Consider the following 15,881-nt stretch of genomic DNA (forward strand, 5'->3'; position numbering starts at 1 on the left):
GGAGTGGCGCTCTGTTAACCTGAGAGCGCCACTATTCTGACTCGAGCATTCGTTTCGCCGCCTGCAGGTGTTTCTGCTGCTCCGGCGGCAGCTCAGGGTATTTGAGCTTCATGCTCTGCATCTCATTCAGGATCGCGGCGCTGACGATGAGGCGCATGTTTTTCTTGTCGTCCGCCGGGATGACATACCACGGGCATTCCTCGGTGGCGGTGACGCGGATGGCATCCTCATAGGCCTCCATGTACTCCTTCCAGTAGCCGCGCTCTCCAACGTCTCCTTCTTCAAACTTCCAGTTCTTGCTCGGCGTGTTGATGCGGTCCAGAAAACGCTTTTTCTGCTCGCCCTTGGAGACATTCAGGAAAAACTTGAGGATCAGGATGCCGTTGCGGTGGCAGTAGGCCTCGAAGTTGGCAATGTCTTTGAGGCGGTCGGCGAAAAGCTTGTTGATGTTCTTCGTCGTATGTGCGGGCAGGCGTTGGACCTTGGTCACGATCTCGGGGTGAACTCGGCAGACGAGCACCTCCTCATAGTAGCTGCGGTTGAAGATCCCGATGCGGCCGCGCGGTGGCATCACGCGCGTGGTGCGCCACATGAAGTCATGGTCCAGTTCCGCAGAGGTGGGGCGCTTGAAGGCATGCACCTCCACGCCCTGGGTGTTCACGCCGCTCATCACATGCTTGATGGTGCTGTCCTTGCCGGCGGCATCCATGGCCTGAAACACCAGCAGCAGCGCCTGCCGGTCCTGCGCGTACATTTTCTGCTGCAGGTCGTCGATCTCCGTGCGGAACTCGGCGATCAGCGACTCATAGTGGGCATCGTCCTTGTAGAGGTCCCTGATCTTGGTCTTTGCTTTCTTGATACGGAATGCTTTGCCATCCGGCACGCGGAAATCATCGAGGTCGAGCTTGAGCTTCATGGAGTGAAAGGGACTGAAGAACTAAACAGCATTGCGCCCCGATTGACAGAAGGAACTGCGGGCGCATAGCCAGCCGGGCCGGTGCGTCTGGCAAGCTTGCTCACCCCAGCCGGGCCCAGGGGTGGCGTGAGGGCACAAAAAAGGGCGGGGTTTGAGCCCGCCCTTCAAAGTTTTTCCCTGTGCCTGATTAAGCAGCGGTGACCGGTGCTTCCGCAGCGCCGGGGGCCTTTGGCAGGGTGAAGCGATAGCGGATCTTGCCACGCTTGGCTGCGGCACGGGCTTTGCGCTTGGTGCGTTCTTTCGGGGTCTCGTGCGCGCGGAGGCGGCGCACTTCTTCAAGAATGCCGTCCATTTCAAGGCGGGTCTTGAGGCGTTTCAGAGCGCGGTCAACGGGCTCGCCTTTACGGATCTGGATTTCGGTCATAAACGGGTCTGGGTGGTTTGGGAAAAGGGGCGTGAAAATAGGGGAATGAGAGCGGGCGTCAAATGGAATAATGACCTCATGCGATGAGAGTCTGCTCCCGGTCAGGGCCGACTCCCACCAGACTGATGCGTGCTCCGGTCAGCTCTTCGAGGCGTTTGAGGTAGGCTTTGGCCAGTGGCGGCAGGTCGTCAAACTTCTTGATGCCGCTCAGATCCTGCTTCCAGCCCTGGTGGGTTTCATAGACGGGAACGCAGGCGGCCAGGTCGGCGGCGGTGCTCGGCGGGTAGTTGAGCGTCTTGCCCCGCAGCGTGTAGGCGGTGCAAATCTGCACCGTGTCCAGGCCGTCCAGCCCGTCGAGGTTGGTGATGGCGAGCTCATCCGCACCATTGAGCATGACAGCATAGCGCACCAGCACGGCGTCCAGCCAGCCACAGCGGCGTGCACGGCCGGTGGTGGCTCCAAATTCGCGGCCCATGTTGTGCAGCATGTCGCCGATGGCGTCATTCTCGGTGACAAACGGTCCGCTGCCCACGCGGGTGGTGTAGGCTTTGCCCACGGCGACGACTTTGTCGATCATGCGCGGAGGCACACCGGAACCGGTGCAGGCGCCGCCGGAGGTGGTGTTGGACGAGGTGACAAACGGGTAGGTTCCGTGGTCGATGTCGAGGTAGGTGCCCTGAGCGCCTTCAAAAAGCAGGTTTTTTCCGGCCTTGATCGCCTCGTGCAGATACACGGTGGTGTTGGTGATGTGCGGGGCCAGCGCTTTGGCTGCTTCGAGCATTTCCTTCACGGTTTCCTCCACGGGGACCAGTTCGACGCCCAGCTCGGCAAAGGTGGCGTTGTGGCGTGCAAGGCGGTCGCGCAGCTCTTCCTCAAAGATCTCAGGCTGCGTCATCAGGATGGTGCGCAGGCCGTCGCGTTCCACTTTGTCTGCGTAGGCTGGGCCGATGCCGCGACCGGTGGTGCCGATCTTCTTGTCGCCACGCTTGGCCTCACGTACCTTGTCCAGGCCGCGGTGGTAGGGCATCACCAGGTGGGCAGTCTCGCTGATCAGCAGGTTTTCGGGGGTGATCTCCACGCCTTGGCCACGCAGTTTGGCCATTTCTGCCAGCAGGCCCACGGGGTCCATCACGACGCCATTGCCGATGACGCAGACCTTGTTCTTCCACAGGATGCCCGAGGGGATCAAGTGCAGGATGTATTTGGTGCCGTTGCTGATGACGGTGTGGCCGGCATTGTTGCCACCGGCAGCACGTACCACGAGGTCTGCGCCTTCAGTGAGGTAATCGACGATTTTACCTTTTCCTTCATCGCCCCACTGGGCTCCGACAATGATTGTGTTAGACATGGATTCTTTTCTTGGGGTGGCGGCATGGGGAAGCCGCAAGGGGTTGTTTTTTAAGATGCGCAAGCCGTGCCATGGCAGCCTGAAGGGCCGCTAAAGTGCTCCAGATCCGGAGCCAAGTTCGCGAGCGCGTGCTGTGTGTGACGGTCTCAGGCTCCCATTTGCTTGGCGAAATAAATGGCGGCGGCGCAGGCCAGAATGCCGGCGACTCCGAGCAGGATGGTCAAGGCTGCGCCAGGATTTTTTTGCTTCACCTTGGGGCCGAAACCCGCACGCATGCGACCGTTGTATGGCATGCTGCCGTAGCCGGTGGAAGGAGTGGTGGCTGTGGTGGTCTGGGCGGAATACGCTTCTTCACCGTCGCCGACGAAAACACAGTTCACATGGCCGAGCTGGAACGCAGCTCCGGGGGTGAGGCTGGCATTTTCCACACGGGAGCCTCCGATTTTGGTTCCATTGGTGGAGCCAAGGTCGGTGAGAGTCCAGCTGCTGCCGTCAAAACTAAACTCACCATGGTGACTGGACACGGAGTCGTCAGCGATGATGAGCTGGTTGTCATCAGCACGCCCTACGGACATGCGTTCGGCGTCGAGTTCGAGGGTGCCAGTGGCACCGTCAGGAGTGGTGAATTGAATTCGCGGCATAACGGCGCAGTTGTAGCAGGCCGGGGCAGGGGAGGCAAGAGGGATTCACAGGAGGTCGTTGCGGGCTTGCGCGGGCGGGCGTTCTTGCTAGGAAAGCTCTCAACCATCCCCGCCACCCTCGTGACCCAAATTTTTGAAATCCTCGGTAAATTCGACACTGAAAGCGACTGTCACAAGCTGCTGTACGCCCCCCACCCGCTGCCGTTGAAATACCGCGAGGGACGTGTGTACAAGATCGAATTCGAGGGGGATGAGGCGGCGCTCAAGGCCTTCGTGGAAAAAGTGTTGATCGATCCGATCAGCCAGGAGGCCCGCATCGGCGGACAGCCCGCCTTTGAAAAGGCCGCCTTTGTGCTCGAATACGGTATGAAAGGCGCGGCCTTGGATCTGGAGAAAGAAATGATCCTCAACTATTACCGCAGCATTCATACTCCGGGCTTTGAGATCAAGAAGCTCACCCTGCGCACACGGATCTATGTGTTCGGCGCCGGAGCCGAGCCTGCACAGTTCGTGCGAGATATTGTGAATCCCGCCATTCACACGCACGAAGTGCTCAAGGCGGCCTGATCAGTTCCTTCACTGCTTTCGATAGCAGGCCGGTGCGAGCGGCGTTTGTGGTTGCTCCATGAACCCGACCACTTCCAACCCACGTCTTCTGTCCCTCGATGCCTTTCGGGGGTTCATCATGCTGCTGATGGCCTCTTCGGGCTTTGGCATCGTGCAGATGGCAGCGGCCCACCCCGGCTCCGTCTGGGAGTTCATCAAACCCCAGTTCGCCCATCAGGACTGGCAGGGCTGCTCCCTGTGGGATCTCATTCAGCCGAGCTTCATGTTCATGGTGGGCATGGCGGTGCCTTTTTCGTATGCAAAGCGTCGCGAGCACGGGCAGTCGTTTTTTGGCATGGCCTGGCATGCGCTCTCACGCTCCATCCTTCTGGTGGCCCTGGGCGTGATGCTTGCCACCCGTGCGGCGGACAAGCATACGGTGTTCCTGTTCACCAATGTGCTGGCGCAGATCGGGCTCGGCTACTTCGTGCTGTTCCTTCTGTCCCGCATGGGTTGGGAATACATCCTGTCCGGGGTCATACTGATCCTCGTCGGCTACACCTGGTTCTTCATCAATCATCCGCTGCCGACGGCGGACGAGCTTTCCGCCATCGCCGGCATGAAGGGCACTGAGCATGCCATCCTGCCGGGGTTTGCCGGGCATTGGAACATCCACACCAACGCTGCTGCTGCCTTTGACCGCACCTGGCTGAACAAGCTGCCGCAGGCGCAGCCGTTTCTGTACAATCCTGGCGGTTATCAAACCCTCAACTTCATTCCCGCTCTTGCCACCATGCTCATGGGGGCTCTCGCCGGCATGTTCCTGATGTCCAGCCGGAAAACGGACAAGGGCAAATGCGGCGCGCTTTTGCTCGTGGGGCTTGTTTTGGTGGTGGTGGGCACGGCCTTGGACGTCAAGATTCTGCCCGTGATCGGCGCTCAGTTTGACCAATACACGCTGCTGCCTGTCGTGAAGCGCATCTGGACCCCGTCCTGGGCCATCCTCAGCGGTGGCTGGGTTCTCATCATGCTTTCAGTGTTTTACTGGCTGGTGGAGATCGGCGGCATGCGGCGCCTAGTTTACCCCTTGGTGGTCGTGGGCGCGAACAGCATCGTGATTTACCTGCTGCACAGCCTCTGCGCGGGCTGGATCTCTGAAAATCTTCACAAGCATCTGCCCGAGGCGGCCTTTCCGGCGTATTGGTTGCCTGTCATTGAGCGCTGCGGGGTGCTTTTCGTGCTGTGGCTGATCTGCTGGTGGCTGTACAAACAAAAGGCTTTTATCAAATTGTGATCCTCCGACTCTTGCTCCTCTCCGCCATCGCTTGTCTTGCTGCCTGCCAGCACAAGCAGGACTCTGCCACACCGGCCAGTCATTCAAAAGAGGAGGAGCGGTATCACAAGGCCGGGCTCGTCACGCTGCCAGATCTGCAGCATGCCAGCGCCTGGGAAAAGCTCATTCACGTGGACATGGGGGTTCCGGCAAGCAAGATCGAGGTGCAGGCGGGGCCGGGCTTCACGACGGTGACCATACGAGATCTCGCCAACCGGGCCGACGCCGAAAGTGTCGCCCAGGAACTGCGCACCATCGCTGGCAAGAATCCGGGGAAGTTTGGCACCACGAAGGTGGAGGTGAGGCTCAACAACGCTGCAGCCACGATCAATCCTTTTGTGCTTCCCACTGAGTCCGCGCCGGCCGCGCCTAATCCGGGCTCGGTTCTCCCAACGCTCTCATTACCGCCTCTCCGCATCGACGGCCGCTGAGAAGCGCCCCGTTGATCGAGATATTCTCGCACCAGTCTCCACAGCGGTAGAGGCCCGGCTGGATCACGCTCGCAAGCGGGCCTTCACCCAGCCGCAGCTGCCTGCTTTCCGGCTGCGCATGGCGGATTTGATAGGTGCGCAGCTGGCGCCATTTGGAAACGGCATCCGCTCCGAACCACTGGCTCATCTGCTCACGCACGACCTGCTCAAGTTCCGTGCTGGATGGCGCGCCGATGATGGAGGCGGAGAGGAGGTGCTGTCCCGGCGGCGCGTAATGGGGCGAGACGCGCGAGAGCGCGAGGACGCTGTTGACCGGGCCCCGGCCATCTCCATCCAGATAGAGGATAGGATCTCCCGGCGGCAGGCTGTCGGTGGCAAAATACATGCACGTGGTTGACCGGCTGGGAAGCAAAGGGGTGTTGTCGGTTGCTGGCAGCAGCCTGTGCGCCACTTCCTCGCTGACTGCGACGATGACATGGTCGGCGTGAAAAACCTCGCCTGTATCCAGGGTCACCTCACCGGCGCGCACTGCGGCCACTGGCGCATTCAGCCGCAGGCTGCCTGGCGGCAGCGCCTGGGCAAGCTGCTCCGGGATCGCCTGCATACCGCGTGCGGGGAGCGCGCTGCCCGCACGGTCAAACATGGCAAACAGAAACAGCATCATGCGTGCGCTGGTTCGCAGGTCTTTTTCGAGAAACACCCCTCCGAAGAACGGGCGGAAGAAGCGGTCGATCATTTTCTCGGAGAAGCCAAAGTCGCGCAGGTAGTCCTCCGTCTCCATTTCCTGGATGTCGACCGGAGGGGCGCGAAGGCCGAAAACCTCCTTGCGCAGCAGCAGGGTGGTCCATTTGTCACGCAGGCTTGCGATCACGTCATTGAAGTTGCTCAGTGCCGCGAGCGGATGTGCCAGGGGGTCGGCCATTCGGTGGAAGCGGTTTTTCACGAACACATCCGCCCCCCTGTAGATGGAACGCAGGTCGAGCGCCTCATAGTCAAGCACCCGCCTGGCCTCCGGGTAACCCGGCAGGAAAATTTGGAAACCGCGATCCAGCAGGAAGCCATCTACCTCGTCCGTTCGCACCCGGCCGCCTACGGCATTGGACGCCTCCAGAATGGTGAAGGGGCGGCCTGCTGCCGCCAGTACGCGGGCACATGCCAGCCCCGCAAGGCCGGCTCCTACAATAACAATCTTGGGCTGTGCTTCACTCATTCATCCTTAATCAGTCGCGCACCTACCTTGGAGATGCCTTTTGGCTTTGCAAGTGCGGGAGGTGTGGCAAGCATGCGGCATGCCATCACCGCGCATCCTCATTCTTGGTGCCACAGGAGGCCTGGGCTGCGCTCTCAGGCGCCACTTTGCCCCTGAATACGAAGTGACATCATGGTCCCGTGCCGAGCTGGACTTCGGGCGGCCGGACACCGTGGCGGCCACGTTGGCGGCACATGATTTTGATGTGCTGCTCAATGCCGCAGGCATGACCAGCCCGGATGCCTGCGAGGTGCAGCCTGAGCTGGCTTTTCTGGCCAATGCCGTGGTACCACAGATTCTGGCGGAATGCTGTCATGAGCGTGGCGTACGCATGATCCATTTCAGCACGGATTACGTTTTCAGCGGCACCGGGCGTGACCTGTGGTTTGAGTCGGACGAAACGGCTCCCATCAACGTCTATGGCCGCACCAAGCTGGCCGGAGAGCAGGCCGTGCTCAGGGCTGCCCCCGGTGCTCTCGTGGCACGTGTCTCGTGGCTGTTTGGGCCAGACAAACCGAGCCATCCTGACAGCATGATCCAGAAAGCCCTTCAGACTGGCGACCTCAGCGCTGTGGCAGACAAGATCTCAGTGCCGACCAGCCACGCAGACATCTGCGGCTGGATCGAACAACTCATTGTCCGGCATCCGACAATCTCTGGCGTGCTGCATCTCTGCAACAGCGGGGTCGCATCCTGGCATTCATGGGCGGAGGCTGCGCTCACGATTGCCGCCCGGCTGGAGGTGCCGGTCAAAACCTCCCGCGTGCAGCCGGTGGAGCTGGCCAGCCTCACCCAGCTCAGGGCACCACGCCCGCTGCTGACGGTGATGAGCAATTCGAAATTACAAAACCTGCTCGGCGGAGAGATCCGCCACTGGCATGATGCGCTGGAAGAGTACCTGGTGCAGAAGTATCAGCCCCAATGACTCCTGCCTCCGCCATGACCCGCTGCGACATCCTGCATGAGGACCGCTTCCTCATTGTCGTGAACAAACCGCACGGGGTGCTCTCTCACCCGAACCCCAAGGCTGGAAAGCCGCAGGCCGCCGCGTTTGAGGGCAGCTATGACCAGGACCGGCGCTGCTTCAAAACGGCGGCTGGAATCGTGTGGCTGATGCACCGCCTGGATCAGGACACTTCGGGCGTGTTGCTCGGGGCCAAGGATGAAAAAACAGCCGCTGCATGCCGTGCAGCCTTTGAGGCCGAGCTCGTGCGGAAAAAATACCTCGCGCTCTGCAGCGGCGGAGGTGCGCTCAAGCCTGAAGGCGTCTGGCTGGACCACCTGGTCACCGCGCATGCCGGGCATCAGGTGCGCACCACCGTGCGTCATGGCGTGCGGCCCAATGCAGAGGCGAAATATCGCGTGATGGAGGTGAATGCTCTCAATCGAGTGGTCCTGATCGAGGTCGAGCTGATCACCGGCAAGACACACCAGATCCGTGTGCAGGCGGCTTCACGCCAGATCCCACTGGTGGGGGATGATGTTTACGGCTCCTTTGAGCTGAACCGCAAGCTGCGCAAATCCATCCTGGCCAAGCGGCTCTTTCTCCACGCGCATGAGCTCAGCCTGAAGCACCCGGCATCTGGTCAGCAGCTCACGGTCAAAGCACCGCTGCCGCCAGACCTGAGCGCGGTGCTGGAGGCAGCGGGGATGAAGGCTGTCGGCTGCTAAGCCGCCCTCTTGAGCAGGAAGTATTCGATGCCATCGACCAGCGCCTTCCAGCTGGCGTCGATGATGTTGCAGCTCACGCCGACGGTGCCCCAGGTGGCGTTGCCGTCGGTGCTGGTGATGAGCACGCGGGTCTTGGCCGCAGTGCCCGTGCCGCCGTCGATGATGCGCACCTTGTAGTCTGCCAGGCGCATGTCCTTGAGCGCCGGGAAGAAGGGCAGCAGGGCTTTGCGCAGCGCGTTGTCCAGCGCATTCACGGGGCCGTCTCCTTCATCCACGGTGTAAACGCGGCTGCCATCCACTTCGAGCTTGATCGTGGCTTCGCAGGTTTCAAAGCCATGCTCACCGCCGTGGAAGCGGTGCGTGGAGTGGTACTCGATCAGGTCAAAGACCGGCTTGTGCTGTCCCAGCTGCTTGCGGATGAGCATCTCAAAGGAGGCCTCTGCCGCTTCGAATTCATAGCCTTCGCTCTCGAGGCGCTTCACTTCGGAGAGAATGGTCTGCACACGGGCGTCGCCTTTGGCGAATTTAAAGCCCATGCCTTCGGCCTTCATCATCACATTGGACTGGCCGGACATGTCCGAGATGGTGATGACGCGCTGGTTGCCGACGAGCGCTGGGTCCACATGCTCATAGGTGCGGGCAAGCTTCTGCACCGCATGCACATGCAGGCCGCCTTTGTGCGTGAATGCAGCCACACCCACATAGGGAGCGCGGATGTCATGCGGCACGTTGGCGAGTTCATCGACGAAATTGGCGAGTTCGCGCAGGCGGGTAAGGTCGAGGCCGAGGTCGATGCCCATCTTGATCTGCAGATTCGGCATGATGGTGGTGAGGTTGCAGTTCCCCACGCGCTCGCCGTAGCCGTTGATCGTCCCCTGCACCTGGCAGGCACCGGCGCGCACTGCTGCCAAAGCATTGGCCACGCCGACTCCGCCGTCGTTGTGCGTGTGGATGCCGACCGGACGTCCCAGATGGGCGATGACCTTGCGCGTGGTTTCTTCTACAAACTCCGGAAGAGCTCCGCCGTTGGTCTCACAGAGCACGATAAGGTCGGCTCCGGCATCCTGCGCGGCCTTGATGGTCTTGAGGGAGTATTCCGGGTTCTCCTTGAAGCTGTCGAAGAAATGCTCCGCATCATAGAGCACCTCGCGGCCGTGCTTTTTCAGGTAGGCCACCGTGTCTGAGATCATGGCCAGATTCTCCTCCAGGCTGACCTGGAAGACCTCGGTGACGTGCAGCGCCCAGGTCTTGCCCACCACGGTCACGGCAGGGGTCTTGGCGTCCAGCAGCATTTTGACCTGCGGGTCGTCCTCGACCTTCATCTTGCCACGGCGGGTCATGCCAAAGGCGGTGATCTTCGCAGTCTTCCAGGAGCGCTTGGAGGCCTCCTCAAAGAAGGCGGCGTCTTTGGGGTTGGAGCCGGGCCAGCCGCCTTCGATGTAGTGCACGCCGAATTCGTCGAGCTTTTCCGCCACGCGGATTTTATCGAGGGTGCTGTAGGAGATGCCGGTGCCTTGCGTGCCGTCACGCAGGGTGGTGTCATAGATGGTAACTGGAGACATGAGGGAGGGGAAATGAAGAGATGAAGGGGGGATGCAATGGAAAACAAACCGGAGTGGCGGGTGCCATAAGTTCCGTGACGCCGGCAGCCAGGGGCGCTTTTCGCGCAGGCATGCATGAAAAAACGGACTCTTCCGGCGGCGTCAGGCGCGGATGAGTCCGAAACTAATTCGGATGGTCGGGCAGATGTCAGGGCGGTTTCCCATGAGCAGCGTTAGGATTACGCCGGGGGTGCCCTGCTGGCAAAGGGAAGTTTTAGCCTGCCTGTGTGCCGCTGGCTGGTTCACAGCCCGGCTGGCTGGTGGGGCGCTACTTGCCCAGCATGCCTTCCTGCCCTGCCTGAATGGCGGGGATGGCGTTTTTCAGCGAGGGCTGCTGCCAGCCGTCCACGGGCAGCAAATTTCCTTCGAGAGAGGGGCGCACTTCCAGGTGCTTGCGCATCAGCATGTCGGCCACAGCGGCGTCATCATGCTGAGACATGCGTGCAAGGGAGAGATCACTCAGATCGAGCTTGGGCACAAAAGGCTTCTCCTGGTTGGCGGAAAGTGCTGCGGTGGGGCTCTCTGCGGGATGGGACATCAGCCACAGACTCATGGCGCATACGGACACAGCTGCGGCCACCATGCCCCATTTGGGCACCAAAAGATTGCTCCACCACGTGGCGACACGCTCCCAAAAAAGTTCCAAGGAGGACTGCTGCAGCATCTCTGCCCGCTGCCTCTGATGAAACTGGCGCAAAAAGCTGTCGGTGAAATCTTCCTCAGGCTGCTCAAAGCGCTTCAATCGAATCAACCGCTGGATGTCTTCAAACTCACTCATGGCGTGCTGTGGATCGTGTTTCTTCTTAAAGTGTAATGGCACAGTTTATTTCACGAAATCTTCAAGATAAGTCTGGAGCAGGCGATGTGCGTAAAACAGTCGTGATCTGACAGTCCCTTCCGAGACTCCTAGTATCTTGCTGATTTCGGCATGCTGGAGACCCTGGACATCGTACAAGGTCACCACCGTGCGGTGATCTTCCGACAGCTTCATCATGGCTGCGTTCAACCTTTTTTGAAGTTCATGGATGGTCACTTCGCGCAAGGTGCCCGTGTTGGCCGTCGTGACGCGGATAAACTCAGGGTCGTTCTCAATGCCTGTATCTACATCGTCAAGACTCACCTTGTGGTGCCTTCCCCGCTTCTTGAGAAAGTTCAAAGTCATGTTCACCGCGATGGAGTAGATCCAGGTGTAGAACGATGACTTGCCCATGAAGCGCTTGATGGAGCGGTAGGCTTTGGCAAACACATCCTGCAGCAGGTCCGCCGTGTCCTCGCGGTTCGAGGTCATGTTATAGATCAAGCCGTAAAGCTTGGGCGTGTACTTGCGCACGAGGTCATCAAATGCATGCGTGTCTCCGGCCTGGGCTTTGTCCACCAGAATGCGGTCCTCGGCAGAGCTGCTGCTCTGCGCGGGCTGGTTCAGCGATGCGATGGGGGTCGCTGCGGCGCTGAGTGATGATTCTTCCATTAAAGTAAGAGAAACACCCGTTGCCTAAACAAACAAGCGTTTCTTATGGAGGCGTAAATTTCAATTATTTTTGAACGCTCCAGAGGTGATCGACGCAGATCTGTGACCAGGTTTCAAGCTGCTCGCGCATGGCATGCAGCTCCGCCAGCGTGTGAAAGCGCAGGTCCTGAATGGCATCTTCATTCGACTTCACATCGTCGCTGCTGAGGTCAAAGAAATGCACCACGCCAAGGTGCACGCTGCCGACTTCCGTCGCGTCATCATTGATCAGTCCGATGACCTTCTGCGTGTGCGTGCCGCCGATGATGAGCTCTTCCGCCATCTCGCGCTCCACGCCGTTGTAGTACATGGTTTCACCCAGCCCGTCCTGGCCGGCATCCACGGGATTGATGTGGCCGCCGATGCCGATGGAGCGCTTGGCAACGAGGCGCTTCTCGCCGGAGCTGCCGCCGCGCGTGTAGCTCAGAAACCGGCCTTCATGATGAAAAACGGCATAGGGGATGAGCTGCTTGTGGGAGGGGTCCTTTTCAGCGGACGGGCGCTCCATGAAGTGGTTGGCTCCCGGGGCCAGCATCGCGTGCAGATACCGTGTGGCGTCGGCTTGGAAGCCTTGAAAACTGCCGAGTTGATCGAAGAGCTGGCGGGTGATGACGAGAACGTGTTCCATGGGATGGCGGGCAGAATGGATGGCCGTGCGGAGTGCGCAACCAATCAATCCAGCAACCACACTTTGGCGGCGTCTCCCGCCTGCAGGTGCTGCCCTGCCTCCAGCCGCAGCAGCGCATCAGCACGGCTCAGGGAGAGCAGCGCGTGGCTCTGCTGCAGGCCCAGCGGCATGAACTGGCCCTGACTGAGCGTGCCGCGCAGATAGTGGGGCCGGTCGCCTGGGTTTGAGAGCGCGGCTCCGCAGGTGGCCGGGAGCAGGCGTGGCCTGAGCCGGTCCTCCGCTGCTCCCATCATTTTGAGCAGGGCAGGACGCACAAAGAGCAGGAATGTGACGAAGGATGACACCGGGTTGCCCGGCAGGCCGAAGACATACGCAGAGGAGCCTTGTGCAAACAGGAATGGCTTGCCCGGCTTCACCTTCACACGCCACACGTCAGGCTCAATGCCGAGCCCTTTCAGCGCGGGTTTGATCTGATCGTGATCTCCGACGGACACACCACCGCTGATCAGCACGACCTCGTGCTTTTTCAGCAGGTCCTGCAGAGTTTCAGCGGTGCTGCTCAAGTCATCCCGGCAATGGGCCAGAGTGCTGGTGGGTATGCCCAGCTGCGCCAGCATGCCGTGCAGCATGAGGCCGTTGGTATTGTAAATCTGCCCGGGCTGCAGCGGGCCCGCGCCAGGGGGGACCAGTTCGTCCCCGGTGCTAAGCACCGCCACGCGTGGCATCGCATGCACGGAGATGCGATCAAGGCCCTGAGAGGCCAGCAAAGCCATGCGTCCGGGCGTGACCGGCTCTCCCTTGCGCAGCACAAACTGGCCCTGGCAAAGATCCTCCCCGGCACGCCGGATGTTTTCTCCTGCGGTGACAGGATCGGTGCAGACGATGAAGTCGCCCTCGCGCCGCACATCCTCCTGCATGATGACGGCATCGGCTCCTGTGGGAACCGGTGCCCCGGTGAAAATGCGTATGGCGCAGCCTTTTTTCAGGTGCAGTCCGGCATTCAGCCCGGCGGCCTGCTCACCCGTCACACGCAGGGGCTGCAACTCCGAGCTCTCAGACGCGACCACGGCATAGCCGTCCATCGCAGACTGATCAAAGGCAGGGATCGGCACCGTGGCGGTCGCCTCCTGGGCGGCATAGCGATTCAGCGCGCCCTGGAGGGGCTGCGTCTCAGCCGGAAGCGGCTTCACTGCTGCCAGCACACGTGCGAGCGCTTCGTCTTCAGAGATCATCGGATCACAGGCGGCAGTTTGCTCAGGTCCGCCGCAGGTTCTTCTGCCTGGGGTGGGGCGGTGGGCTGCGGCACCATGGGCTGCGGCTGCCGCAGCGGAGGCTGCACAGGCGTGGGGGCCGCCTTGATCGGGGCCATGGGCTGAAAAGGTGTGTCCAGCGGTGGAATCACGTCCGCCTGCATGACGGGCGTCATGGGAACGACGGCTCCTCCTGCAGTCGCGACTGGGGGCGGCGGAGGCGCGTCGCGTTTGATCTGATAGATCACCAGATCGCGCAGCTGAGGCGTGCCCTGGGTGATGTCTGCTGTGATGTAGTTGCCTTTGCGCTCCGGGGTTACTTTGAGCTTTGCATCGGTGCCATTGAGGCCTTGGGAGATGATCTCGGTCCCTGCCGGGATGTCCACCCGGTGCTCACAATTGATGAGCACGTAGTTCTGCTCCGGGTTCACCAGCTCGATCACCCCGATCACCTTGGCCTCGCCGACGCGCTTGTCCTCGGGATCATCGGACCCGGACGAAAAGCCGCCAAACTTCTTTTCGAGGTAGGTGCAACTGGACAGCCCCAGCAGCAATGGAAGGCACAGATGACGCAGAAATTTCATGCACTACTGATGCGCATTCGCAGCTGCATGTCCAGCCTGCAGCGAGGCTGGTCATTTAGACTGGCGCCCAAAGCCTGTGTGCTGGTAAAAGATGTCGCATGCCCGATTCCATCGACTTTCACCGCCTGTGGCTGGCCGTGGCCCAGGTGCCGCACCACCGAGATCCCTATTCAGCACACGGGCCCGACCACTGGCGGCGGGTGGAGCGCAACGGCTGCATCCTTGCCGCGAAGACGGGGGCCAAGATCCATGTGGTGCGCTTGTTTGCGCTGTTTCACGACAGCCGTCGCGAGAACGAGGGCTGGGACCCCGGCCACGGGAAACGCGGGGCGGATTTTGCGGACACCTTTCGCGACCGCTTTTTTGATCTGCCTGATGAGGACTACGAGCTCTTTCGTCAGGCATGCATCTGGCACACGGAAGGTGTGCACCATGAGGATCCCACCATCGGCACCTGCTGGGATGCCGACCGGCTGGACCTCGGGCGTGTGGGCATGATCCCGAGTGCGCGTTTCATGAGCACGGTCTTTGGCAAGGAGATCGCCGACCATGGCGTGATCCATCCGTGGCTGCACTTGGCCGAGCCGTATCTGGCAGATACGGACTGATGGCTGCCCCCATAGTGGTCCGCACAGTCCTCTGTGCAGCACGCTAGCTCCATAATTCACAAGCCAAGAAGCCCTGTGCAGAATCCAGTGCTCCACTCTAGCGCATGCCTTACGGCTTGAGCTGGCAGGGCAAGCGGAGGTTTGAGTGGAGGCTTGAGCTGGCAGGGCAAGCGGAGGTTTGAGTGGAAGCGAATGCTGGGTAGCACGAACCACACAGAAGACTGTGCGGACCCCCATGCAGAGGCTGCCGTCGTAAAGCCTTATCCGATGATCCCCAGCTTCTTCAGCGTGGCGGTCAGCTCGGCGACTTTCTCCTTCTCCATGCCCACGAGCGGCAGGCGCAGCTCGTCGGTGCAGTGGCCGGCGAGGGCCATGGCGGTCTTGATCGGGATGGGGTTGGTGGCCAGCTTCAGGAAGGCGGCAAAGAGCGGGTAGTACTTGGTGTGAATCTTCAGCGCGCTGGCGTAGTCGCCCTTGAGCGCCAGTTGCACCATCTCGCTGATGGGCTTTGGAATCAGATTGGAGGCCACGCTGACGATGCCCACGCCGCCCACAGACATGAAGGGCAGGGTCAGGCCGTCGTCGCCGGACATGATTTCAAAGTCGGCAGGCAGGAGCTGCTTCATCTGGCTCACGCGCTCGGGGTTGCCACCGGCTTCCTTGATGGACCGGATGTTAGGGCAGTTTTCTGCCAGACGCACGAGCACATCCAGACCGATCTCGATGCCGCAGCGGCCGGGGATGCTGTAAAGCATGAGCGGCAGCTTGGTGTTGTCGGCGATGGCCTTGAAATGCTGATACAGGCCCTCAGGGGTGGGCTTGTTGTAATAAGGCGCGACCTGCAGGGAGGCGGTGGCACCTGCGGCCTCGGCCTCCTGCGTCAGCTCGATGGCCTCGCGGGTGGAATTGGAGCCCGTGCCTGCCATGACCACGCCGCGGCCCTTGGCAAACTCGACCGTCAGCTTCACCACGCGGGAGTGCTCTTCGTGGTCCAGTGTGGGGGACTCGCCCGTGGTGCCGCAGGGCACGACGCCCGTGACACCATTGTCGAACTGGAAGTCGATCAGCGATTTGAGCGCGGCTTCGTCAATCTGGCCGTTGCGAAAAGGGGTGACGATGGCGGTGTGGGTTCCTGCGAACATGG

The 15,881-nt window shown here is 60.7% G+C and carries 18 protein-coding genes; 6 read left to right on the top strand and 12 right to left on the bottom strand.

What is annotated here, in order from left to right; translation table 11 throughout:
- Positions 1 to 31: 31 nt before the first annotated feature.
- The 4 genes from ACZ5WW_RS22755 to ACZ5WW_RS22770 form a co-directional block, all read right to left on the bottom strand.
- The gene (locus ACZ5WW_RS22755; RefSeq protein ID WP_377163222.1) at positions 32 to 916 is read right to left on the bottom strand and encodes a polyphosphate kinase 2 family protein; all 885 of its coding nucleotides are present in this window, start codon (positions 914 to 916) and stop codon (positions 32 to 34) included.
- Between the two features lie 187 nt (positions 917 to 1,103).
- On the bottom strand, positions 1,104 to 1,340 hold the full coding sequence (gene rpsU, locus ACZ5WW_RS22760) for a 30S ribosomal protein S21 (RefSeq protein WP_377163224.1): 237 nt from the start codon (positions 1,338 to 1,340) through the stop codon (positions 1,104 to 1,106).
- 76 nt (positions 1,341 to 1,416) lie between these two features.
- Entirely contained in the window at positions 1,417 to 2,688 is a 1,272-nt protein-coding gene (locus ACZ5WW_RS22765) for an adenylosuccinate synthase (protein ID WP_377163226.1), read from the bottom strand.
- 146 nt (positions 2,689 to 2,834) lie between these two features.
- Entirely contained in the window at positions 2,835 to 3,329 is a 495-nt protein-coding gene (locus ACZ5WW_RS22770; protein ID WP_377163228.1) for an FHA domain-containing protein, read from the bottom strand.
- A 120-nt stretch (positions 3,330 to 3,449) separates the two neighbouring features.
- Between ACZ5WW_RS22770 and ACZ5WW_RS22775 the strand changes: the two genes are divergently transcribed.
- The 3 genes from ACZ5WW_RS22775 to ACZ5WW_RS22785 are packed head-to-tail and all read left to right on the top strand — an operon-like array spanning position 3,450 to position 5,639.
- Entirely contained in the window at positions 3,450 to 3,896 is a 447-nt protein-coding gene (locus ACZ5WW_RS22775) for a hypothetical protein (protein ID WP_377163230.1), read from the top strand.
- A gap of 58 nt (positions 3,897 to 3,954) precedes the next feature.
- Entirely contained in the window at positions 3,955 to 5,169 is a 1,215-nt protein-coding gene (locus ACZ5WW_RS22780) for an acyltransferase family protein (RefSeq protein ID WP_377163232.1), read from the top strand.
- Positions 5,166 to 5,639 carry a hypothetical protein gene (locus tag ACZ5WW_RS22785; RefSeq protein WP_377163234.1) on the top strand — a complete coding sequence of 158 codons (474 nt, stop codon included), beginning with the start codon at positions 5,166 to 5,168 and terminating at the stop codon, positions 5,637 to 5,639. The genes ACZ5WW_RS22780 and ACZ5WW_RS22785 overlap by 4 nt, the downstream gene beginning before the upstream one ends.
- On the opposite strand, the gene ACZ5WW_RS22790 is transcribed toward ACZ5WW_RS22785, so the two are convergent.
- On the bottom strand, positions 5,578 to 6,849 hold the full coding sequence (locus tag ACZ5WW_RS22790) for an NAD(P)/FAD-dependent oxidoreductase (protein ID WP_377163236.1): 1,272 nt from the start codon (positions 6,847 to 6,849) through the stop codon (positions 5,578 to 5,580). The two genes, ACZ5WW_RS22785 and ACZ5WW_RS22790, sit on opposite strands and share 62 nt — an antisense overlap.
- A 79-nt stretch (positions 6,850 to 6,928) precedes the next feature.
- Here ACZ5WW_RS22790 and rfbD point away from each other — a divergent pair, with 79 nt between their 5' ends.
- Positions 6,929 to 7,813 carry a dTDP-4-dehydrorhamnose reductase gene (rfbD, locus tag ACZ5WW_RS22795; protein ID WP_377163238.1) on the top strand — a complete coding sequence of 295 codons (885 nt, stop codon included), beginning with the start codon at positions 6,929 to 6,931 and terminating at the stop codon, positions 7,811 to 7,813.
- Between the two features lie 14 nt (positions 7,814 to 7,827).
- Positions 7,828 to 8,559, top strand: coding sequence for an RluA family pseudouridine synthase (locus ACZ5WW_RS22800; RefSeq protein ID WP_377163240.1), 732 nt, complete (start codon positions 7,828 to 7,830; stop codon positions 8,557 to 8,559).
- Here the strand turns inward: ACZ5WW_RS22800 and cimA are convergent.
- The 6 genes from cimA to ACZ5WW_RS22830 form a co-directional block, all read right to left on the bottom strand.
- Entirely contained in the window at positions 8,556 to 10,121 is a 1,566-nt protein-coding gene (gene cimA / locus ACZ5WW_RS22805) for a citramalate synthase (RefSeq protein ID WP_377163242.1), read from the bottom strand. The genes ACZ5WW_RS22800 and cimA overlap by 4 nt on opposite strands.
- A gap of 307 nt (positions 10,122 to 10,428) precedes the next feature.
- The gene (locus ACZ5WW_RS22810; RefSeq protein WP_377163244.1) at positions 10,429 to 10,938 is read right to left on the bottom strand and encodes a hypothetical protein; all 510 of its coding nucleotides are present in this window, start codon (positions 10,936 to 10,938) and stop codon (positions 10,429 to 10,431) included.
- A 45-nt stretch (positions 10,939 to 10,983) separates the two neighbouring features.
- Positions 10,984 to 11,628, bottom strand: a complete 645-nt coding sequence (locus ACZ5WW_RS22815; RefSeq protein ID WP_377163246.1) for a sigma-70 family RNA polymerase sigma factor — start codon at positions 11,626 to 11,628, stop codon at positions 10,984 to 10,986.
- Positions 11,629 to 11,692: 64 nt separating this feature from the next.
- Complete coding sequence (locus tag ACZ5WW_RS22820; protein WP_377163248.1) at positions 11,693 to 12,295, bottom strand: hypothetical protein; 603 nt, start codon at positions 12,293 to 12,295, stop codon at positions 11,693 to 11,695.
- Between the two features lie 44 nt (positions 12,296 to 12,339).
- Positions 12,340 to 13,527 (bottom strand): molybdopterin molybdotransferase MoeA, encoded by a 1,188-nt coding sequence (locus ACZ5WW_RS22825; RefSeq protein WP_377163250.1) that lies wholly within the window; start codon positions 13,525 to 13,527, stop codon positions 12,340 to 12,342.
- Positions 13,524 to 14,129 carry a hypothetical protein gene (locus tag ACZ5WW_RS22830; RefSeq protein ID WP_377163252.1) on the bottom strand — a complete coding sequence of 202 codons (606 nt, stop codon included), beginning with the start codon at positions 14,127 to 14,129 and terminating at the stop codon, positions 13,524 to 13,526. Before ACZ5WW_RS22830 ends, ACZ5WW_RS22825 begins: the two co-directional genes overlap by 4 nt.
- A 98-nt stretch (positions 14,130 to 14,227) precedes the next feature.
- Here ACZ5WW_RS22830 and ACZ5WW_RS22835 point away from each other — a divergent pair, with 98 nt between their 5' ends.
- On the top strand, positions 14,228 to 14,737 hold the full coding sequence (locus tag ACZ5WW_RS22835) for an HD domain-containing protein (RefSeq protein WP_377163254.1): 510 nt from the start codon (positions 14,228 to 14,230) through the stop codon (positions 14,735 to 14,737).
- A gap of 260 nt (positions 14,738 to 14,997) precedes the next feature.
- On the opposite strand, the gene dapA is transcribed toward ACZ5WW_RS22835, so the two are convergent.
- Positions 14,998 to 15,879, bottom strand: a complete 882-nt coding sequence (dapA, locus tag ACZ5WW_RS22840) for a 4-hydroxy-tetrahydrodipicolinate synthase (RefSeq protein ID WP_377163256.1) — start codon at positions 15,877 to 15,879, stop codon at positions 14,998 to 15,000.
- Positions 15,880 to 15,881: the final 2 nt, after the last annotated feature.

This window comes from Prosthecobacter fluviatilis (assembly GCF_055388355.1).

Coding starts and splice junctions, on each gene's coding strand:
- ACZ5WW_RS22780 (WP_377163232.1), top strand. CDS start 3,955: ATGAACCCGACCACTTCCAACCCACGTCTTCTGTCCCTCGATGCCTTT.
- ACZ5WW_RS22820 (WP_377163248.1), bottom strand. CDS start 12,295: ATGGAACACGTTCTCGTCATCACCCGCCAGCTCTTCGATCAACTCGGC.
- rpsU (WP_377163224.1), bottom strand. CDS start 1,340: ATGACCGAAATCCAGATCCGTAAAGGCGAGCCCGTTGACCGCGCTCTG.
- ACZ5WW_RS22825 (WP_377163250.1), bottom strand. CDS start 13,527: ATGATCTCTGAAGACGAAGCGCTCGCACGTGTGCTGGCAGCAGTGAAG.
- ACZ5WW_RS22765 (WP_377163226.1), bottom strand. CDS start 2,688: ATGTCTAACACAATCATTGTCGGAGCCCAGTGGGGCGATGAAGGAAAA.
- rfbD (WP_377163238.1), top strand. CDS start 6,929: ATGCCATCACCGCGCATCCTCATTCTTGGTGCCACAGGAGGCCTGGGC.
- ACZ5WW_RS22810 (WP_377163244.1), bottom strand. CDS start 10,938: ATGAGTGAGTTTGAAGACATCCAGCGGTTGATTCGATTGAAGCGCTTT.
- ACZ5WW_RS22830 (WP_377163252.1), bottom strand. CDS start 14,129: ATGAAATTTCTGCGTCATCTGTGCCTTCCATTGCTGCTGGGGCTGTCC.
- ACZ5WW_RS22800 (WP_377163240.1), top strand. CDS start 7,828: ATGACCCGCTGCGACATCCTGCATGAGGACCGCTTCCTCATTGTCGTG.
- ACZ5WW_RS22835 (WP_377163254.1), top strand. CDS start 14,228: ATGCCCGATTCCATCGACTTTCACCGCCTGTGGCTGGCCGTGGCCCAG.
- cimA (WP_377163242.1), bottom strand. CDS start 10,121: ATGTCTCCAGTTACCATCTATGACACCACCCTGCGTGACGGCACGCAA.
- ACZ5WW_RS22790 (WP_377163236.1), bottom strand. CDS start 6,849: ATGAGTGAAGCACAGCCCAAGATTGTTATTGTAGGAGCCGGCCTTGCG.
- ACZ5WW_RS22815 (WP_377163246.1), bottom strand. CDS start 11,628: ATGGAAGAATCATCACTCAGCGCCGCAGCGACCCCCATCGCATCGCTG.
- ACZ5WW_RS22770 (WP_377163228.1), bottom strand. CDS start 3,329: ATGCCGCGAATTCAATTCACCACTCCTGACGGTGCCACTGGCACCCTC.
- ACZ5WW_RS22755 (WP_377163222.1), bottom strand. CDS start 916: ATGAAGCTCAAGCTCGACCTCGATGATTTCCGCGTGCCGGATGGCAAA.
- dapA (WP_377163256.1), bottom strand. CDS start 15,879: ATGTTCGCAGGAACCCACACCGCCATCGTCACCCCTTTTCGCAACGGC.